The 15146-nt window shown below is 72.0% G+C and carries 13 protein-coding genes; 10 read left to right on the top strand and 3 right to left on the bottom strand.

Going from position 1 to position 15146, the window contains the following annotated elements; genetic code table 11:
• Positions 1-85: 85 nt before the first annotated feature.
• From ACAM52_RS31125 to ACAM52_RS31100, 6 genes are all read left to right on the top strand, one after another.
• Positions 86-469 carry a DUF4148 domain-containing protein gene (locus ACAM52_RS31125; protein ID WP_307588248.1) on the top strand — a complete coding sequence of 128 codons (384 nt, stop codon included), beginning with the start codon at positions 86-88 and terminating at the stop codon, positions 467-469.
• Between the two features lie 88 nt (positions 470-557).
• Positions 558-1022, top strand: a complete 465-nt coding sequence (locus tag ACAM52_RS31120) for a Spy/CpxP family protein refolding chaperone (RefSeq protein WP_159279625.1) — start codon at positions 558-560, stop codon at positions 1020-1022.
• Complete coding sequence (locus ACAM52_RS31115; protein ID WP_095747040.1) at positions 1015-1506, top strand: DUF4260 domain-containing protein; 492 nt, start codon at positions 1015-1017, stop codon at positions 1504-1506. Before ACAM52_RS31120 ends, ACAM52_RS31115 begins: the two co-directional genes overlap by 8 nt.
• Positions 1507-1511: 5 nt before the next feature.
• Positions 1512-1892, top strand: coding sequence for a hypothetical protein (locus ACAM52_RS31110; protein WP_369645452.1), 381 nt, complete (start codon positions 1512-1514; stop codon positions 1890-1892).
• A gap of 50 nt (positions 1893-1942) precedes the next feature.
• On the top strand, positions 1943-2641 hold the full coding sequence (locus ACAM52_RS31105) for a response regulator transcription factor (RefSeq protein WP_062478915.1): 699 nt from the start codon (positions 1943-1945) through the stop codon (positions 2639-2641).
• The gene (locus ACAM52_RS31100; RefSeq protein WP_369645451.1) at positions 2638-4038 is read left to right on the top strand and encodes a sensor histidine kinase; all 1401 of its coding nucleotides are present in this window, start codon (positions 2638-2640) and stop codon (positions 4036-4038) included. The genes ACAM52_RS31105 and ACAM52_RS31100 overlap by 4 nt, the downstream gene beginning before the upstream one ends.
• Here ACAM52_RS31100 and ACAM52_RS31095 read toward each other — a convergent pair.
• Genes ACAM52_RS31095 through ACAM52_RS31085 form a run of 3 tightly spaced genes read right to left on the bottom strand, consistent with a single transcriptional unit; the run spans position 4019 to position 8429 of the window.
• Positions 4019-5386, bottom strand: coding sequence for an efflux transporter outer membrane subunit (locus ACAM52_RS31095; RefSeq protein WP_369645450.1), 1368 nt, complete (start codon positions 5384-5386; stop codon positions 4019-4021). The genes ACAM52_RS31100 and ACAM52_RS31095 overlap by 20 nt on opposite strands.
• Positions 5387-5394: 8 nt before the next feature.
• Positions 5395-7371 carry a MacB family efflux pump subunit gene (locus ACAM52_RS31090; protein WP_369645449.1) on the bottom strand — a complete coding sequence of 659 codons (1977 nt, stop codon included), beginning with the start codon at positions 7369-7371 and terminating at the stop codon, positions 5395-5397.
• Positions 7368-8429, bottom strand: coding sequence for an efflux RND transporter periplasmic adaptor subunit (locus ACAM52_RS31085; protein ID WP_369647809.1), 1062 nt, complete (start codon positions 8427-8429; stop codon positions 7368-7370). Before ACAM52_RS31085 ends, ACAM52_RS31090 begins: the two co-directional genes overlap by 4 nt.
• A gap of 309 nt (positions 8430-8738) precedes the next feature.
• On the opposite strand from ACAM52_RS31085, the gene ACAM52_RS31080 reads away from it, so the two are divergent.
• The 4 genes from ACAM52_RS31080 to ACAM52_RS31065 all read left to right on the top strand — a co-directional run bounded on the left by ACAM52_RS31080 (position 8739) and on the right by ACAM52_RS31065 (position 15128).
• On the top strand, positions 8739-9278 hold the full coding sequence (locus tag ACAM52_RS31080; RefSeq protein WP_174543711.1) for a sigma-70 family RNA polymerase sigma factor: 540 nt from the start codon (positions 8739-8741) through the stop codon (positions 9276-9278).
• On the top strand, positions 9271-10209 hold the full coding sequence (locus tag ACAM52_RS31075) for a FecR domain-containing protein (protein ID WP_369645448.1): 939 nt from the start codon (positions 9271-9273) through the stop codon (positions 10207-10209). The genes ACAM52_RS31080 and ACAM52_RS31075 overlap by 8 nt, the downstream gene beginning before the upstream one ends.
• Before the next feature lie 86 nt (positions 10210-10295).
• Positions 10296-12776: a TonB-dependent siderophore receptor gene (locus tag ACAM52_RS31070; protein ID WP_369645447.1), complete on the top strand. Its 2481-nt coding sequence runs from the start codon at positions 10296-10298 to the stop codon at positions 12774-12776.
• A gap of 171 nt (positions 12777-12947) precedes the next feature.
• Complete coding sequence (locus tag ACAM52_RS31065) at positions 12948-15128, top strand: TonB-dependent siderophore receptor (RefSeq protein ID WP_369645446.1); 2181 nt, start codon at positions 12948-12950, stop codon at positions 15126-15128.
• Positions 15129-15146 lie beyond the last annotated feature (18 nt).

Genomic DNA, 15146 nt, shown 5'->3' with positions numbered 1-15146 from the left:
GCGATACGGGCGTGAAAGGACTCGCCGCGCCTTGACGCGCACCATCAGGTCTCCTCTTCCAACCCCTGAAAGAAAGGCCTGCATCATGATCGTCAAGTCGTCCTTCTCCCTCGCGCAGCTCATCGCTGTCGGTTCCTTCGCCATGCTCGCCGCCGCCGGCGCCAAGGCTGAAAGCTACGAGGGCGTCCACGCGCCCGTGTCGGCCATGAGCCGCGCCGATGTCAACGCCGAAGCCGTGCGTGCCGCCGCCGCCCCCGACCAGAACGTCGTGCGCGGTTCGCGCGGCCCCGAGACCGTGGCCGTGTCGACCGACCGCGCCCGCGTCATCGCCGAAGCCGTGCGCACCGCCGCCGCACCCGACCAGAACGTGACCTCCGGCTCGCGCGTGAACAGCAAGGTCATCTCGACGATGCAGAACCCCGTCGACGCGCGTGCCGCCGCCGCGCGCGACAGCGGCAACCGTCTCTGAGCCGACGATGCGGCGCCCCGGGCGGCGCCGCCGTCGCCTCGTCCATCACTGAAGCAGCCCCGCGCCGGGGCGCATGAAGGAGCACCCCATGAAGCACTGGATCAAACGAACCCTGTTCGGATTCGCCGGCCTGGCCGTCGTCGCCGGCAGCATCGCCGGCTGTGCCGGCCACCGCCACGGCTGGGGCGGCGACAGCGCCGAGTTCCGCGCCAAGATGGTCGAGCGTGTCGGCAGTAAGCTCGAGCTCGACGCTGCACAAAAGCAGAAGCTCACCGTGCTGGCCGAGAAGCTGCAGGCGCAGCGCCAGGCGATGCGCGGTGCGGGCGGCTCGGGCGATCCGCGCTCGCAGTTCAAGGCCCTGTTCGCGGGCAACACGCTCGACCAGGCCGGCGCCGCGCGCCTGATCGAAGAGAAGACCGCCGTGGTGCGCACCGGCAGCCCCGAGGTCATCGCCGCCGCGGCCGATTTCTTCGACCACCTGAACCCGGCCCAGCAACAGAAGGTGCGTGACTTCATGGACCGCGGTGGCCGCCGCTGGAACCGTCATGGCTGAAATCGGCTCGCCCCCGGGCTGGGCGCGCTTCGTGTCGCTGCATCGACCCGCTCTGCGGGCGCCGCAGCACCACGTCGCCTCCGTGGTGTCCCGCGAACCCGAAGCACCGGCCATGGACGGCGTGCGCACCGTGCTGCGCTTCGAAGGCGCGGTGGTGCTCGCGGTGGCGCTGGTCGGCTATGCCCAGTTCGGCATGGGCTGGGGCGTGTTCGCGCTCTGGCTGTTCGCGCCCGACCTCTCGCTGCTCGGCTACCTCGCGGGGCCGCGCGTCGGCGCGGCGCTGTACAACGCCGCGCATGCGCTGATCGGGCCCGTGCTGCTGCTGGCGCTGGGCGTGTTCGCGGCGCAGCCGTGGGCGGTGGCCGGGGGCCTGATCTGGCTGGCCCGCGTCGGGCTCGACCATGCGCTGGGCTTCGGCCTGAAGTACGCGACGGGCTTTGCGTCCACCCACCTCGGCCGCATCGGCCGCGCCGATCCGTGGTGAGTGCCGTGGCCCGTTCGCGTCCCTCGATGCGCCCCGCGCTCGCGCGCACCGTGATGCTGGGCGAGGCGTTCACGCTCGCCGCCGCGTCGGCGGTGCACGGTGGCTGGCTCGGGGCCGGCCACGCGCATCCGCAGGCGCGCACCGCCGAGGCCGTGATCGCCACCGTGCTGGTGCTCGCGGCGCTCGAAACCTGGCGCCGCCCCGCGCATGCCCGCGCGGCGGCGATCGCCGGACAGGGCTTTGCCCTGCTGGGCACGCTGGTCGGTCTTGGCACCATCGTCGCAGGCATCGGCCCGCGCACGGTGCCCGACGTGGTCTACCACGTGCTTTTGCTCGCCGGTCTCAGCGCCGGCCTGGTCTGGACGGTGCGATGCCGGCCGGATTGATTGCAAGCCTTGCCATTCGCGCTCTCTTTGCCAGGAGGCACAATCCCGCCATGCCGCGCATCCTGCTGATCGACGACGACGAACACCTCGCCGCGCCGCTGACCACCTACTTCGCACGCTTCGGCTGCACGCTCGACAGCGCCAAGCGCCCGAGCGAGGGCATCGCCAAGCTGCGTGCGGGGCACTACGACGCGGCCATCCTCGACGTCATGCTGCCCGAGATGGACGGCTTCGAACTGTGCCGCGAGATCCGCAAGGAAAGCGACATCCCCATCGTGATGCTCACCGCGCGCGGCGAGGTGATGGACCGCGTGGTCGGCCTCGAACTCGGCGCCGACGACTACGTGCCCAAGCCCTTCGAGCCGCGCGAACTGGTGGCGCGCGTGCAGACCATCCTGCGCCGCCAGCGCAGCGCGCCGGCGGCCGCCGCCGCCAACGCCCAGCTGCGCGTGTTCGACGGCCTCTCGATCGACCTCGACCGGCGCCAGGTGCTGCGCCACGGCGAGCGCGTGGAGCTCACCGGCACCGAGTTCGATCTGCTCGCGCTGCTGGCCGGCGAGCCCGGCAAGGTGTTCAGCCGCGACGACATCCTGAACCGGCTGCGCGGCCACGAGGCCGAACTCTTCACGCGCGCGGTCGACATCGTGGTGAGCCGGCTGCGCAAGAAGCTCGAGCCGCTCGACTGCATCAAGACGCTGCGCAACGCCGGCTACGCGCTGGCCGTGGCGCCGGGCGAGCCTTCTTCATGAGATTTCCCCGCAGGCGCGCAGGCGCCGTGCCCGCCGACAACGAAGGCCTGTGCCCCGGCAAGGAGCGCCGCCGGCACTGGCACGCGCGCATGCACGCGCACATGCAGCAGCGCTGGCGCAGCTCGGTGCGCGTGCGCATCGTGATGATGTTCGTGGTGCTCGCGCTCGTGATGGCCGCGGTGTTCGTGGGCGGCATGAAGCGTTCGTTCTCCAGCACCTGGGCCGAGGCCGCGCAGCCGATGCTGATGGACTACGCCGACCGCCTCGTTGCCGAACTCGGCACGCCGCCCGACACGGCGCGCGCGCAGGCGCTGGTCGACCGGCTGCCGATCACGATCCGCATCACCGGGCCCACCGTGAACTGGGAGTCGAACCCCGGCAACGACATGCACGCGCGCGGCGGCTGGTTCTACGACCGCGACCGCGAGGAGTCGATGTTCTCCACCGAGCGCTGGTTCGTGCGCCCCACGGCCGACGGGCACAAGGTCATCTTCGGCTGGGCGCCCCGGCTGTGGCAGCTCGCGCCGCGCGCGGCGGGCTGGACCACGCTGTGCGTGCTGCTGCTGCTCGTGGTGGTGGCCTACGCGCTGGTGAGCCGGCTGCTGCGTCCGCTGATCGACATCCGCGAGGGCGCGCAGCGCTTCGGTCGCGGCGAGTTCACGCAGCCCATTCCGATCCGCCGCAACGACGACCTGGGCGACCTCGCGCAGCGCGTCAACACCATGGCCAGCGACATCCAGGCCATGCTCGATGCCAAGCGCGGCCTGCTGCTGGCGCTGAGCCACGAGCTGCGCTCGCCGCTCACGCGGGCCCGGCTCAACGCCGAGCTGCTGCCCGCCACGCCCGAAGGCGAGGCCGAGCGCGAGGCGCTGCTGCGCGACCTCAACGAGATGCGCGACCTGATCAGCGACCTGCTCGAAAGCGAACGCCTCGCGAGCCCGCATGCCGCGCTGCAGCGCGAGCCGGTCGACCTGGCTGCGCTGGTGCGCGAGATCGTGGCCGAGATGCCCGGCGCGCAAGCGGTGCAGCTCGACCTCGCGGACGGCCTGGCGCCGCAGCCCGTCGACCGCATGCGCGTGCGCCTGATGGTGCGCAACCTGCTGGACAACGCGCTGCGCTACAGCGCCGGTGCCCCGCAGCCGCCGACCGTGAGCTTGCGCGCGCCGGCCGACGGCGGTGCCGAGCTGGAGGTGCGCGACTTCGGTCCCGGCGTGGACGACGCGCAGCTCGAACGCCTGACCGAGCCCTTCTATCGCACCGACGGCGCGCGGGCGCGCGCCACCGGCGGTGTCGGCCTGGGCATGTACCTGTGCCGGCTCATCGCCGAAGCCCACGGTGGTCGGCTCACGGTGCGCAACGCACACCCGGGCCTGCAGATCAGCGTGCGGTTCGGCTGAGGCGCGTGGCCGCTTCGGCGGACCAACCTCCGCCGAGCGCGTGGTACAGCGCCACGCTGGCTTGCAAGCGCGCCTGCAGCAACTGCGCGCGTGCGTCCTGCGCGGCGAACAGCGTGCGCTGCGCGTCGAGCAGCGTGAGCAGCGTCTCGGCGCCCGCGCGGTAGCGCGATTCGGCGAGCGTGCGCGCGCGCTCGGCCTGTGCCAGTTCTTCGTCCTGCGCGGCGCGCTGCGTGTCGAGCGCGGCCACGGCGTCGAGCGCGGTCAGCGCATCGGTGAAGGCGGCCACGGTGGCGGCGCGGTAGGTCGCGAGCAGCTCTTCGCGCCGTGCGGTCGACAGGTCGCGCGCCGCGGCGCGCCGGCCGCCGTCGAAGACCGGCGCCGCGAGCGCCGCCGCCAGGCTGTACACCGGGTGGTCGAACAGCGTGCCGAAGCGCGGGCCCGCGGCCGCGAGGCCGGCACTCAGCGTGAGTGTCGGGAACATCGCCGCGCGCGCCGCCGCCACGTCCGCATTGGCCGCGGCCAGTGCGGCCTCGGCGCGGGCGATGTCGGGCCGGCGCGCCAGCAGGTCGGCCGGCAGGCTGGCGTCCACCGCGGGCAGCGCGAGCTGCTGCAGGCTGGTGGCCGCGATCCGCACCTCACTGCCGGCCTGGCCGAGCCAGCGCGCCATGCGGATGTCCGCCGCGCGCGACTGCTGGTGCAGCGTGGCGGCCGTGCGCCGCTGCGACGCGACGATGCCGCGCTGCTGCGCAAGCTCGAGCGGCGAGGCCGCGCCCGCGCGCGCACGGGCCTCGACCAGCTGCAGCAGCCGTTCGGCATCGTCCAGGCTGCGCCGCGCGATGGCCGTGCGTTCGCGCAGGCCCAGCGCTTCGAGCCAGGCCGCACCCGCGCCCGCGCGCAGCGCGAGCCGCACCGCATCGCGGTCGAAGGCACTGGCGCGTCGCGAGGCGCCGGCGCTGTCGCGCTGTGCGCGCAGGCGGCCCCACAGGTCGACCTCGTAACGCGCATCGAGCCCGAGCGCGCGCCGGTTGCCGCTCACGTTCGCATCGCCGCCGAGCCGGCCCTGGCGCTGCACATCGGCGGTGGCCGACAGCTCGGGCCAGGCCGAGGCGCCGGTGATGCGCTCCTGGGCCTCGGCCTGGCGCAGGCGCGCTTCGGCGGCATCGCCGTCGGGGTTGCCGGCATCGACCGCGGCGACGAAGGCCGGCAGCTCGGTGTTGTCGAAGCCACTCCACCACGGATCGGCGACGGTCGGCGTGCGCGCAGGCGCATCGGTGGAAGGCGTCGCGCAGCCCGCGAGCAGCAGCGCCGCCAGGGCCAGCGCGGCGGGAGAGAAGAAAAGGCGCGTCATGGCAGTCGTCATTCGGAAGACAGGGCCGCGACCGGATTGAGCGCGGCGGCCTTGCGGGCCGGCATGAAGCCGAACACCAGGCCGGTGAGCACGGCACAGCCGAAGGCGCCCGCGATGGCCGTGAGGGAAAAGATCACCGGCACGCTCCACACGATGAGCGCGGCGCCCACGAGCAGACCGCCCACCACGCCCGCGACGCCGCCGGTCACGGTGACCAGCACCGCCTCGACGAGGAACTGCCGCAGGATGTCGCGCTGCCGTGCGCCGGTGGCCATGCGGATGCCGATCTCGCGCGTGCGCTCGCGCACGGTCATGAGCATCACGTTCATCACGCCGATGCCGCCGACCACCAGCGACACCGCCGCGATCAGCCCGAGCATCACGGTCATGGTGCGCTGGGTCTGCGCGCGCGCCTTGATCGACTCGGTCTGGTTGAACACCTGCACGTCGCGCACGTGGCGCTGCACGGCCAGCACCTCGACGATCTCGGCCGCCGTCTCCGAGGCCTTGTCGACGTCGTGCACGGCCACCGCCACCCAGGTCGGATGGTTGCTGCCGTACAGCCGCGCGGCGGCGGTGGAGAAGGGCACGATCACGCGCTCGTCCTCGCTGGCCTGGCCGCCGCCCGCGCCCTTGGCGGCGAGCACGCCCAGCACGTCGAAGGGCACGTTGTCCAGCAGGATGCGCTGGCCCACCGGGTCGGTGCCGTCGGCGAACAGCGCGGCCTGCACGCGCTCGCCGATCACCGCGACCTTGGCCAGGCTCTGTTCGTCGCTCTCGTCGAAGAAGATGCCGCGCGCGGTCGGCCACTTCAGCGCCTGCTCGAAGTCGGTGGTGGCACCGCCGCCCTCGGTGCGGTGGTCCACGTTGCCGCGCCGCGCCACCACGAAGCCCTCGATGTACGGCATGGCCACGCGCACGTTGGGCAGGCGGCGGATGGTGTCGACGTCGGCCAGCGTGAGCTTGCCGCCGCGCCCGCGCGCGCTGTCGGGAATGGCGGCCACGTACATCTTGTCGGCGCCGAACAGCGAGATCTGCTTCATCACCGCCTCCTGCGAGCCGGTGCCGACCGCGAGCATCACGATGACCGAGGCCACGCCGATCACGATGCCCAGCAATGTCAGGCCAGTGCGAAAGCGGTGGATCCACATCACGCGCCAGGCCGCGCGCAGCGCCTCGTGCAGTTCGGAGAGCAGGGCGCGCGGCGTGTCGGCGGCGTCGGCTGTGTGCGTGGCCGAGAGCAGCGGAAGTGGCTCTGGTGGCGCTTCGACGGGCGCACGCCCGCTGTCCGACACGATGCAGCCGTCGCGGATCTCGATCACGCGGCGCGCGCGCTGCGCCACCTCGCGGTCGTGCGTGATGAGGATCACGGTGTGGCCGGCGGCGGCCATCTCGTCGAGCAGCGCTATCACCTCTTCGCCGCTGCGCGAGTCGAGCGCGCCGGTGGGCTCGTCGGCCAGCACGATGCGCCCGCCGTTCATGAGCGCGCGCGCGATCGACACGCGCTGCTGCTGGCCGCCCGAGAGTTGGTGCGGCCGGTGGCCCAGCCGCTCGCCCAGGCCCAGCCGCGTGAGCAACCCGCGTGCGCGCGAGGCGCGCTCGGCGGGCGCCGCGCCGGCGTAGATGGCGGGCATCTCGACGTTCTCCTGCGCCGACTCGGTGGAGATGAGGTGGTAGCCCTGGAACACGAAGCCGAAGGCCTCGCGCCGCAATCGCGCGAGCGCGTCGGCGTCCATGCCGGCCACGTCCTGGCCGGCGAACAGGTAGCGCCCGCCGGTCGGCCGGTCGAGGCAGCCCAGCAGATTCATCAGCGTCGACTTGCCCGAGCCCGAACTGCCGACGATGGCGACGAACTCGCCCGCATGCAGCTCGAGCGTGATGCCGCGCAGCACCTCGACGGCCGGCGCGCCGTCGTGGCCGCCGTAGGACTTGCGCAGGTCGTGCAGCGCGATCAGCGGGGTCGTGTCCGTCTCGGTCGCACTCACAGCTGGAACTTCCGCGTGCCGCCGCCGGCCGCGCGCTCGCCGGTGATGAGGCGCTCGCCCTCGGCCAGGCCTTCGAGCACTTCGCCCGAGAGCCGGTCGCGCACGCCGATGCGCACCTCGCGCGGCGCGGGCTGGCCGTCGGGGCCGAGCACGCGCGCGGTGAAACGCCCGGCCTGGCCCTTCACGGCCGTGAGCGCGGGCAGCGGCGCCACCACCACGTTGCGCGCCGAGGCGGCGACGAAGCTCACCTGCGCGGTCATCTGCGGCATGAGCTCGCCGTCGGCGTTGTCCACGTCGAACAGCACCGTGTAGAGCACGACCTTGCTGGCGGCTGGCGCCTGCGGCGCATCGCCGCCGCCCTTGCCCGCGGGCACGGGCGGCGAGGGCAGCACCTGGCGCACGGTGCCTTCCCAGCGGCGGCGGTCGGCGCCGAGCGTGGTGAAGTACACGGCCATGTCGCGCTTCACGCGGCGCACGTCGGCTTCCGAGACCTCGGTCCACACCGTCATGCTCGACAGGTCGGCCACGCGCAGGATGTCGGGCGTCTGGTAGGTGGCGTTGAGCGTCTGGCCCTCGCGCGCCTGCACCGAGACCACGCTGCCGGCCATCGGCGCATAGATGCGCGTGTAGCCCAGGCGCGCTTCATCGGCCTTTAGCGTGGCCTGGGTCTGGGCGATCTGGGCTTCGAGGTGCGCGATCTTCGCGGCGGCCGAGGCCAGCGTGGCTTCGGCGGTCTGCACGTCTTCGGCGCGCGTGGCGCCCTCGGCGGCCATCTGCTGCTGGCGTGCGAACTGCTGGCGCGCCAGGCGGTGCTGCGCGTGCTGGTCGGCCAGCTGCGCGCGCAGCCCCGCGAGCGAGGCGCGGCCGGCGTCCACCGTGGCCTGCTGCACGCTGGGGTCGATCTCCACCATCAGCTGGCCCTTCTTCACCGCGTCACCGGGCTGCACGTGCAGCCGCAGGATCTGGCCCGACACCTGCGCGCCGACGTCCACGTAACGGCGCGGCTGCAGCGTGCCGATGGCGGTCACGCTGTTTTCGATGTCGCCGCGGCGCAGCACGGCGGTGTCCCAGCCGGGGTCGCGCGGACTCGCCCAAACGTAGGCCACCGCGGCGGCGGCCAGGGCCAGGGCCGCGAAGGCGGCGATGCGCAGGCGTGTGCCGGCGCGCGAACGGGAAGCGGGCGCCGTCACCGGGCGTCCCTGCGGAAGAAAGCGAGGGTCATGCTGCTAAGACGTGCGAGGCGCGGAAACGGGTAGCCCGCGCGGTGCCTCATGCGGAATGAGACGTTTCGGGGGACAGGACAAACTTTACAAATCTATAATGAGAATAACTCTCAATTGCGTCGCTGCCCGCGATGCCCCTTCACCATGTCCCATCCGGAAGTCCGGCAGCTGTACGTCGACCACCAGGGCTGGCTGCGCAGCTGGTTGCTGGGCCGCCTGCGCTGCGGCTTCACCGCGGCCGATCTCACGCACGACACCTTTCTCAACCTCATCGAGCTGCCCCAGCAGCCGGTGCTGCGCCAGCCACGCGCCTTCCTGCAGGTGGTGGCGAGCCGTTTGATGATCAATCGCTTTCGCCGCATGCAGGTCGAGGCCGAGGTGCTGCGCACCGTCGCCCTGATGGCCGAGGACGCCTGCGCGCCGAGCGCCGAGGACAAGGCCTGCGCGCGCGAGCTGCTGGGCCAGGTGCTCGCGCTGCTGGCGACCGAGCTCGACGTGAAGAGCCGCACCGCCTTCCTGATGGCGCGCGTCGAAGGGCGCTCGTACCGCGAGATCGCGGCCGAACTGGGCGTGTCCGAGACGCGCGTGAAGCAGTACCTCGCGAAGGTGCTGGCGCATTGCCACGGCCGCATGGCCGCGGCCGTGCCCGAGACGGAAAGCGCCGACGCCCCGGCCCATGCCTGACGCGGCCGCCGAGCGCCTGCGCGAGGAGGCGGCGCTGTGGGCCGTGACCCTCGCCGACGACAGCGTGGACGACGCCACGCGCGCCGCCTGCGCGGCGTGGTGCGCGCTCGACGAGCGCCATGCGCGGCTCCTGGCCGAGATGCGCCGCATGTGGGAGTCGGTGACACCCGACACCCCCGCGCCGCAACCCGCGCGCCGGGGCCTCTCGCGCCAGGCGCTGGGCGCGCTCGTGCTGCTGCCCTGCCTGCTCGTGGCGGGCGCCGCGATGCCGTGGCAGGCCTGGCTGGCGGATGAGCGCACCGGCACCGGTGAGGTCCGCCACCTCACGCTCGAGGACGGCAGCCGCGTCGCGCTGAACAGCGACTCGGCCATCGACATCGATTTCTCCGGCAGCGTGCGCCGCGTGCAGCTGCTGCGCGGCGAGGTCTTCGTCGAGGTCGCGCACGGCGACAAGCCCTTCGCCGTGGTCGACCGCGACGGCAGCGCGCAGGCGCTGGGCACGCGCTATGCCGTGCGGCGCGAGGCGAGCGACACGCTCGTCACCGTCACCGAATCGCGCGTGCGCGTGCAGCCGCTGGACGGCGGCGACGACCGCTGGGTCGACGTGCAGGCGGGGCAGCAGGTGCGCTTCGACCGCCGCGGCGTCACCACCGACACCGTGCCCGCCGCGCCCGGCGGCCTGGCCTGGCCGCAGGGCCGGCTGGTGTTCGACGACGCGCCGGTGGCCGAGGTGCTGCGCCAGCTCGGGCGGCACCGGCCCGGCCTGCTGCTGGCCGACGACGAGGCCTTGGGCGCGCTGCGCTTCACCGGCGTGCTGCCGATCCAGCAGAGCGATGCCGCGCTCGCGCTGCTTGCCAGCGCGCTGCCGAGCTTGCGCGTGTCGACGCTGTCGCCGTGGCTGGTGCGGGTGACCACCACGGCGCCGCCGTGACCGGACGGCCGAACTTTTTCCGCGCGCGCCGCTACCCGTTTCCCGTGCCCGCTTGTCATAGGTGGTGAAAAGAGATTCACCACACCATGACAGGACCCGCAGACCCGACCGAGACCGCGCAGCGCTGGCATCGCCTGCGCCGTGCCTTCGCGCTCGCGAGCCTGGTGCTGCTCGCCGTGCCGGCCGCCGCGCAAACGCCGCCTGCCGATGCGGCCTTCGAGTGGCACCAGCCCGCGCAGCCGCTGAGCAGCGCACTGACCGCGCTCGCCGTGCGCACGGGGCTGCTGCTCGGCGTCGATGCCGAGGTCGTGCGCGGCAAGCGCGCGCCCGCGCTGCAGGGCCGCTACACGGCACGCGAGGCGCTGCTGCAGCTGCTCGAAGGCAGCGGCCTCGAAGCGGTGCGCGGTGCGTCGGGCGGCTACGCACTGCGCGTCGCGGCGCAGCGCGCACCGGGTCCGAAGCCGCAGGCCGAAGCGCCCGCGGGCGGTGCGCTCAGCGAGGTCACGGTCACCGGCGGGCGCGACACCGGCACCGTCACCGAAGGCACCGGCTCCTACACCACCGACGGCGCGATCGGCACCGCGACGCGGCTCGAACTCAGCCTTCGCGAGACGCCGCAGTCGGTCAGCGTGCTCACGCGCGAGCGCATCGACGACCAGGGCCTGGGCCAGATCAGCGACGTGCTGCGCCAGGCGCCCGGCCTGAGCTTCGTGCAAAGCGGCAACGCCGGCACCGACGCCAACGCCGTCTATGCGCGCGGCTTCGAGGTCGAGAACTACCAGGTCGACGGCATCCCGCAGGCCGGCACCTGGCTGCTGCAGACCGGTGACCTGGCCTTCTACGACCGCGTCGAGGTGGTGCGCGGCGCCACCGGCCTGCTCAACGGCGTGGGCACGCCCGCGGCCACCGTCAACCTCGTGCGCAAGCGCCCGGGCAACGCGCTGCAGGCCAGCGCCTCGTTCAGCGCGGGCACCTGGAATCGGCAGCGCGCCGAGCTCGACATCGGCGGGCCCGTCACCGCCGACGGCCGCGTGCGTGCGCGCGTGGTCGCGGCCGTGCAGGACGGCGACTCGTGGATCGAACGTCACCACGAGAACAAGCGCCTGTTCTACGGCATCGTTGAAGCCGACCTCGCGCGCAGCACGCGCCTCAGTGCTGGCTTCGAGCTGCAGCGGCACGACAACGACGGCGTGGCGCGCGCCGGCCTGCCGCTGCATTTCAGCGACGGCACCGAGGCCGACTACGGCCGCTCGCGCAGCGCCGCCGCGCGCTGGGCCCACTCGTACCAGGACCAGCGCCAGTATTTCGCCGCGCTCGACCACCGCTTCGACAACGGCTGGGCCGTGCACGCCGCCTTCAACCGCTCGCGCCGCGCCTACGACGACGTCATCGGCTACGCGCTGCGCGGCTACATGGACCGCGCGACCGGTGCGGGGCTCGGCCTGTGGACGAATCGCTGGAACGCGGTGCCGGTGCAGAACGCATTCGACCTGTACGCGAGCGGCCCCTTCGAGCTCCTCGGCCGGCGCCACGAGCTGGTGCTGGGCTACAACGCCTCGCGCACACACAGCGACGCGCCGCTGTACGCGGGCTGGAACGTGGCGGGCTTCGATCCGTGGCTGGCGAACTTCAACAGCTGGACTGGCGACCTGCCGGCCCAACCGCACCAGCCCGTGACCGGCCGGCAGGACACTTCCACGCGCCAGGCCGGCGCCTATGCCACGGTGCGGCTGCGGCCGACCGATGCGCTCTCGGTCATCCTCGGCGCACGCGTGAGCGACTGGAAAGACGTGACGCGCAGCGTCCCTTTGCAGCGTGCCGCCACCTTCACGGCGCGCAGCGAGAAGGGCGTCGTCACGCCGTACGCGGGCGTGGTGGTCGATCTCGACAAGCACTGGTCGGCCTACGCCAGCTACACCAGCATCTTCAAGCCGCAGGCCAGCAAGGACCGCAGCGGCACCTACCTCGACCCGCTCGAGGGTCACGCCTACGAGGCGGGCGTGAAGGGCGCGTTCCACAACGACCGCCTCAACCTCAGCGCCGCCGTGTTCCAGGTGAAGCAGGACAACCTCGCCGTGCGCCTGGACAACGAGTTCGCGCCCGACGGCTCGGCCGCCTACCGCGCCGCCAAGGGCACGACCACGCGCGGCTACGAATTCGAAATTGCCGGCGAGCTGCTGCCCGGCTGGCAGGTCGGCGGCGGCTTTGCGCACAGCGTGGCCCGCGACGCGGCCGGCCAGCGCCTGAACACGCAGGTGCCGAAGAACCTGCTGAAGCTCTTCACCAGCTACCGCATCGCGGGCATCGGCAACGGCCTGACCGTGGGCGGCGGCCTGAACTGGCAGAGCGACACCTACAGCACCGGCCTCGGCCCCTCGGGCCATGCGCGCTTCACGCAGCAGGCCTACACCACGCTCGACCTCATGGCGCGCTACCCGATCAACAAGCACCTTGCCGTGTCGGTGGCGCTGAACAACGTCTTCGACACGCGCTACCGCACCAGCACCAGCAGTAGCTTCTACGGCGCCCCGCGCCACCTGCTCGTGACCTTGCGCGGCACCTACTGACGCACCGCGTTTTTTCTCCGCAGCCAGGTCGCTGCCGGTCCCTTCGCGGCCGGGTGCGTCGCTAGCCATCTCCTGCCAACGGGCGTTGCCGACATTTCGGGTCGGGCCGCCCCCTTTCTTCATGCCATGAACCAGCATTCGTTTTCACGCGCCCGCTTCCGGCGGTCTCCCGTGGCCCTCGTCGCCCTGCTTTGCTGCGGCGTCGTCAGCGCGCAGCAGCAACAACAGCCCGCCGCCAGCGGCGCGGCGCTGTCCGAGGTCACCGTCTCGGGCGACCGCAGCGGCCGCACCGAGGGCAGCCGCTCCTACACCGCCGAGCAGGCCTCCACTGCGACGCGCATGGACCTGTCGATCCGCGAGACGCCGCAGTCGGTGACCGTGATCACGCGCGAGCGCATGGACGACCTGGGCAGCGCCCGCATCGACGACGTGCTGGGCCAGACCACCGGCATCATGGTCGGGCAGGCCGACAGCGAGCGCGTGAACTACTCGGCGCGCGGCTTCTCGATCAACAACTTCCAGATCGACGGCATGCCGCGCGGCCCGAATTCGCCGCTGTCCGACACCGTGCTGTACGACCGCATCGAGGTCATCCGCGGCGCCACCGGCCTCATGGGCGGCACGGGCGACCCGTCGGCCACCATCAACTCGGTGCGCAAGCGCCCCACGCGCGAGTTCCAGGGCAGCGCCTCGCTCAGCTACGGGCGCTGGAACCACAAGCGCGCCGAGGTCGACCTGTCGGTGCCGCTCACGGCCGACGGCCGCATCCGCGCGCGCACCGCGCTGGCCTGGCAGGACCGCGACTCGTACATGGACCTGTACCACGAGCGCAAGACCGTGGGCATGGTGATCGTCGAGGCCGACCTCACGCGCTCCACCTTGCTCACCGCCGGCATCGACTTCCAGGACAACAAGCCCTCGGGCGCGACCTGGGGCGCCATTCCCTACTGGAACCACGACGGCACGCTCGCCAACCTGCCGCGCAACACCAGCCTGAGCGCGCCGTGGAGCACCTGGGCCAACAAGCAGCACACGGCCTTCGTCTCGCTGCAGCACCGCTTCGACAACGACTGGAAAGTGCACCTGGGCTATGCGCGCACCACCAGCACCAACAACACCACCGTGGCCAACGGCGGCGCGGGCTACCCCAACCGCTTCACCGGCCAGGGCATGAAGCTGTGGAGCGGCGTGTGGGGCGAGGGCGAGTACGTCAACGACAACTTCGACCTGTACGCCACCGGCCCCTTCAGCCTGTTCGGGCGGCGCCACACCTTCATCGCCGGATGGAACGGCGGCAACCAGACCTACACCTCGCAGGGCGGCACGCCGGTGATCCCGTACCCCGAGGCCATTCCCGACTACCGCACGTGGACCGGCAACATCCCGCGCCCGATCTTCCTGGCCGACGGCTCCAGGACCGTGGGCTTCACGCAGCTCAACGGCGGCTACGTGGCGGGCCGCTTCAGCATCACCGACCCGCTGAGCGTGATCGTCGGCGCGCGCGTGAGCAACTACCGCAGCTACACGCACGCCTACAACACGGCGCAGCAGTACACGCGCACCACGGGCAAGTCGGAGTCGAAGGACGAGGTCACGCCGTATGTCGGCGCGGTCTACGACCTGGACAAGCAGCACTCGCTGTATGCGAGCTACACCACGCTGTTCCGCCCGCAGACCTCGAAGGACCGCAACGACCAGTACCTCACGCCCGAGACCGGCACCAGCGCCGAGCTGGGCCTGAAGGGCGAGTACTTCGGCGGCGCGCTCAATGCGTCGGCCGCCGTGTTCCAGGTCAAGAAGAAGAACCTGGCCGAGCTCGACCGCAGCGTGCCCGCGGGCTTTCGCCTGCCCGACGGCGGCCAGGCCTACGTGGCCAGCGGCGACGGCGTGACGGCGCGCGGCCTGGAGTTCGACGTGTCGGGCCAGATCACGCCCGATTGGAACGTGGCCGCCGGCTACACGTACCTGGATGCCAAGACCGCCAAGGGCGCGCGTGCCGTGCCCAACCAGCCCAAGCACCTGCTGCGCCTGTCGACCGCCTACCGCTTCAGTGGCGCCTGGCGTGGCCTGAAGGTCGGCGGCGACATGACGGCGCAAAGCGGCATCTACGGCGAGTCGTGGTATGGGCAGCCGCCGCTGTTCAGCATGAAGGACCCGCTGCCGCGCATCTCGCAGAAGGCGTACGCGGTGTTCAGCCTCATGGCCAGCTACGAGATCAACAAGAACGTCACGGCGCAGCTGAACATCCGCAACGTCTTCGACAAGAAGTACTACCGCAACGTGGGCTTCTACGACAGCGTGTTCTGGGGCGAGCCGCGCAACGTGAGCCTGACCCTGCGCGCCAAGTTCTGAACAAGCAGCCTTCCATTC

It is taken from the genome of Variovorax sp. V118, from assembly GCF_041154445.1.
GTDB lineage: Bacteria > Pseudomonadota > Gammaproteobacteria > Burkholderiales > Burkholderiaceae_C > Variovorax > Variovorax boronicumulans.
Note: the sequence above shows the minus strand (reverse complement) of the source record. Positions and strands in the feature narration are given on the sequence as shown.

Coding starts and splice junctions, on each gene's coding strand:
- ACAM52_RS31125 (WP_307588248.1), top strand. CDS start 86: ATGATCGTCAAGTCGTCCTTCTCCCTCGCGCAGCTCATCGCTGTCGGT.
- ACAM52_RS31120 (WP_159279625.1), top strand. CDS start 558: ATGAAGCACTGGATCAAACGAACCCTGTTCGGATTCGCCGGCCTGGCC.
- ACAM52_RS31115 (WP_095747040.1), top strand. CDS start 1,015: ATGGCTGAAATCGGCTCGCCCCCGGGCTGGGCGCGCTTCGTGTCGCTG.
- ACAM52_RS31105 (WP_062478915.1), top strand. CDS start 1,943: ATGCCGCGCATCCTGCTGATCGACGACGACGAACACCTCGCCGCGCCG.
- ACAM52_RS31100 (WP_369645451.1), top strand. CDS start 2,638: ATGAGATTTCCCCGCAGGCGCGCAGGCGCCGTGCCCGCCGACAACGAA.
- ACAM52_RS31095 (WP_369645450.1), bottom strand. CDS start 5,386: ATGACGCGCCTTTTCTTCTCTCCCGCCGCGCTGGCCCTGGCGGCGCTG.
- ACAM52_RS31080 (WP_174543711.1), top strand. CDS start 8,739: ATGTCCCATCCGGAAGTCCGGCAGCTGTACGTCGACCACCAGGGCTGG.
- ACAM52_RS31075 (WP_369645448.1), top strand. CDS start 9,271: ATGCCTGACGCGGCCGCCGAGCGCCTGCGCGAGGAGGCGGCGCTGTGG.
- ACAM52_RS31070 (WP_369645447.1), top strand. CDS start 10,296: ATGACAGGACCCGCAGACCCGACCGAGACCGCGCAGCGCTGGCATCGC.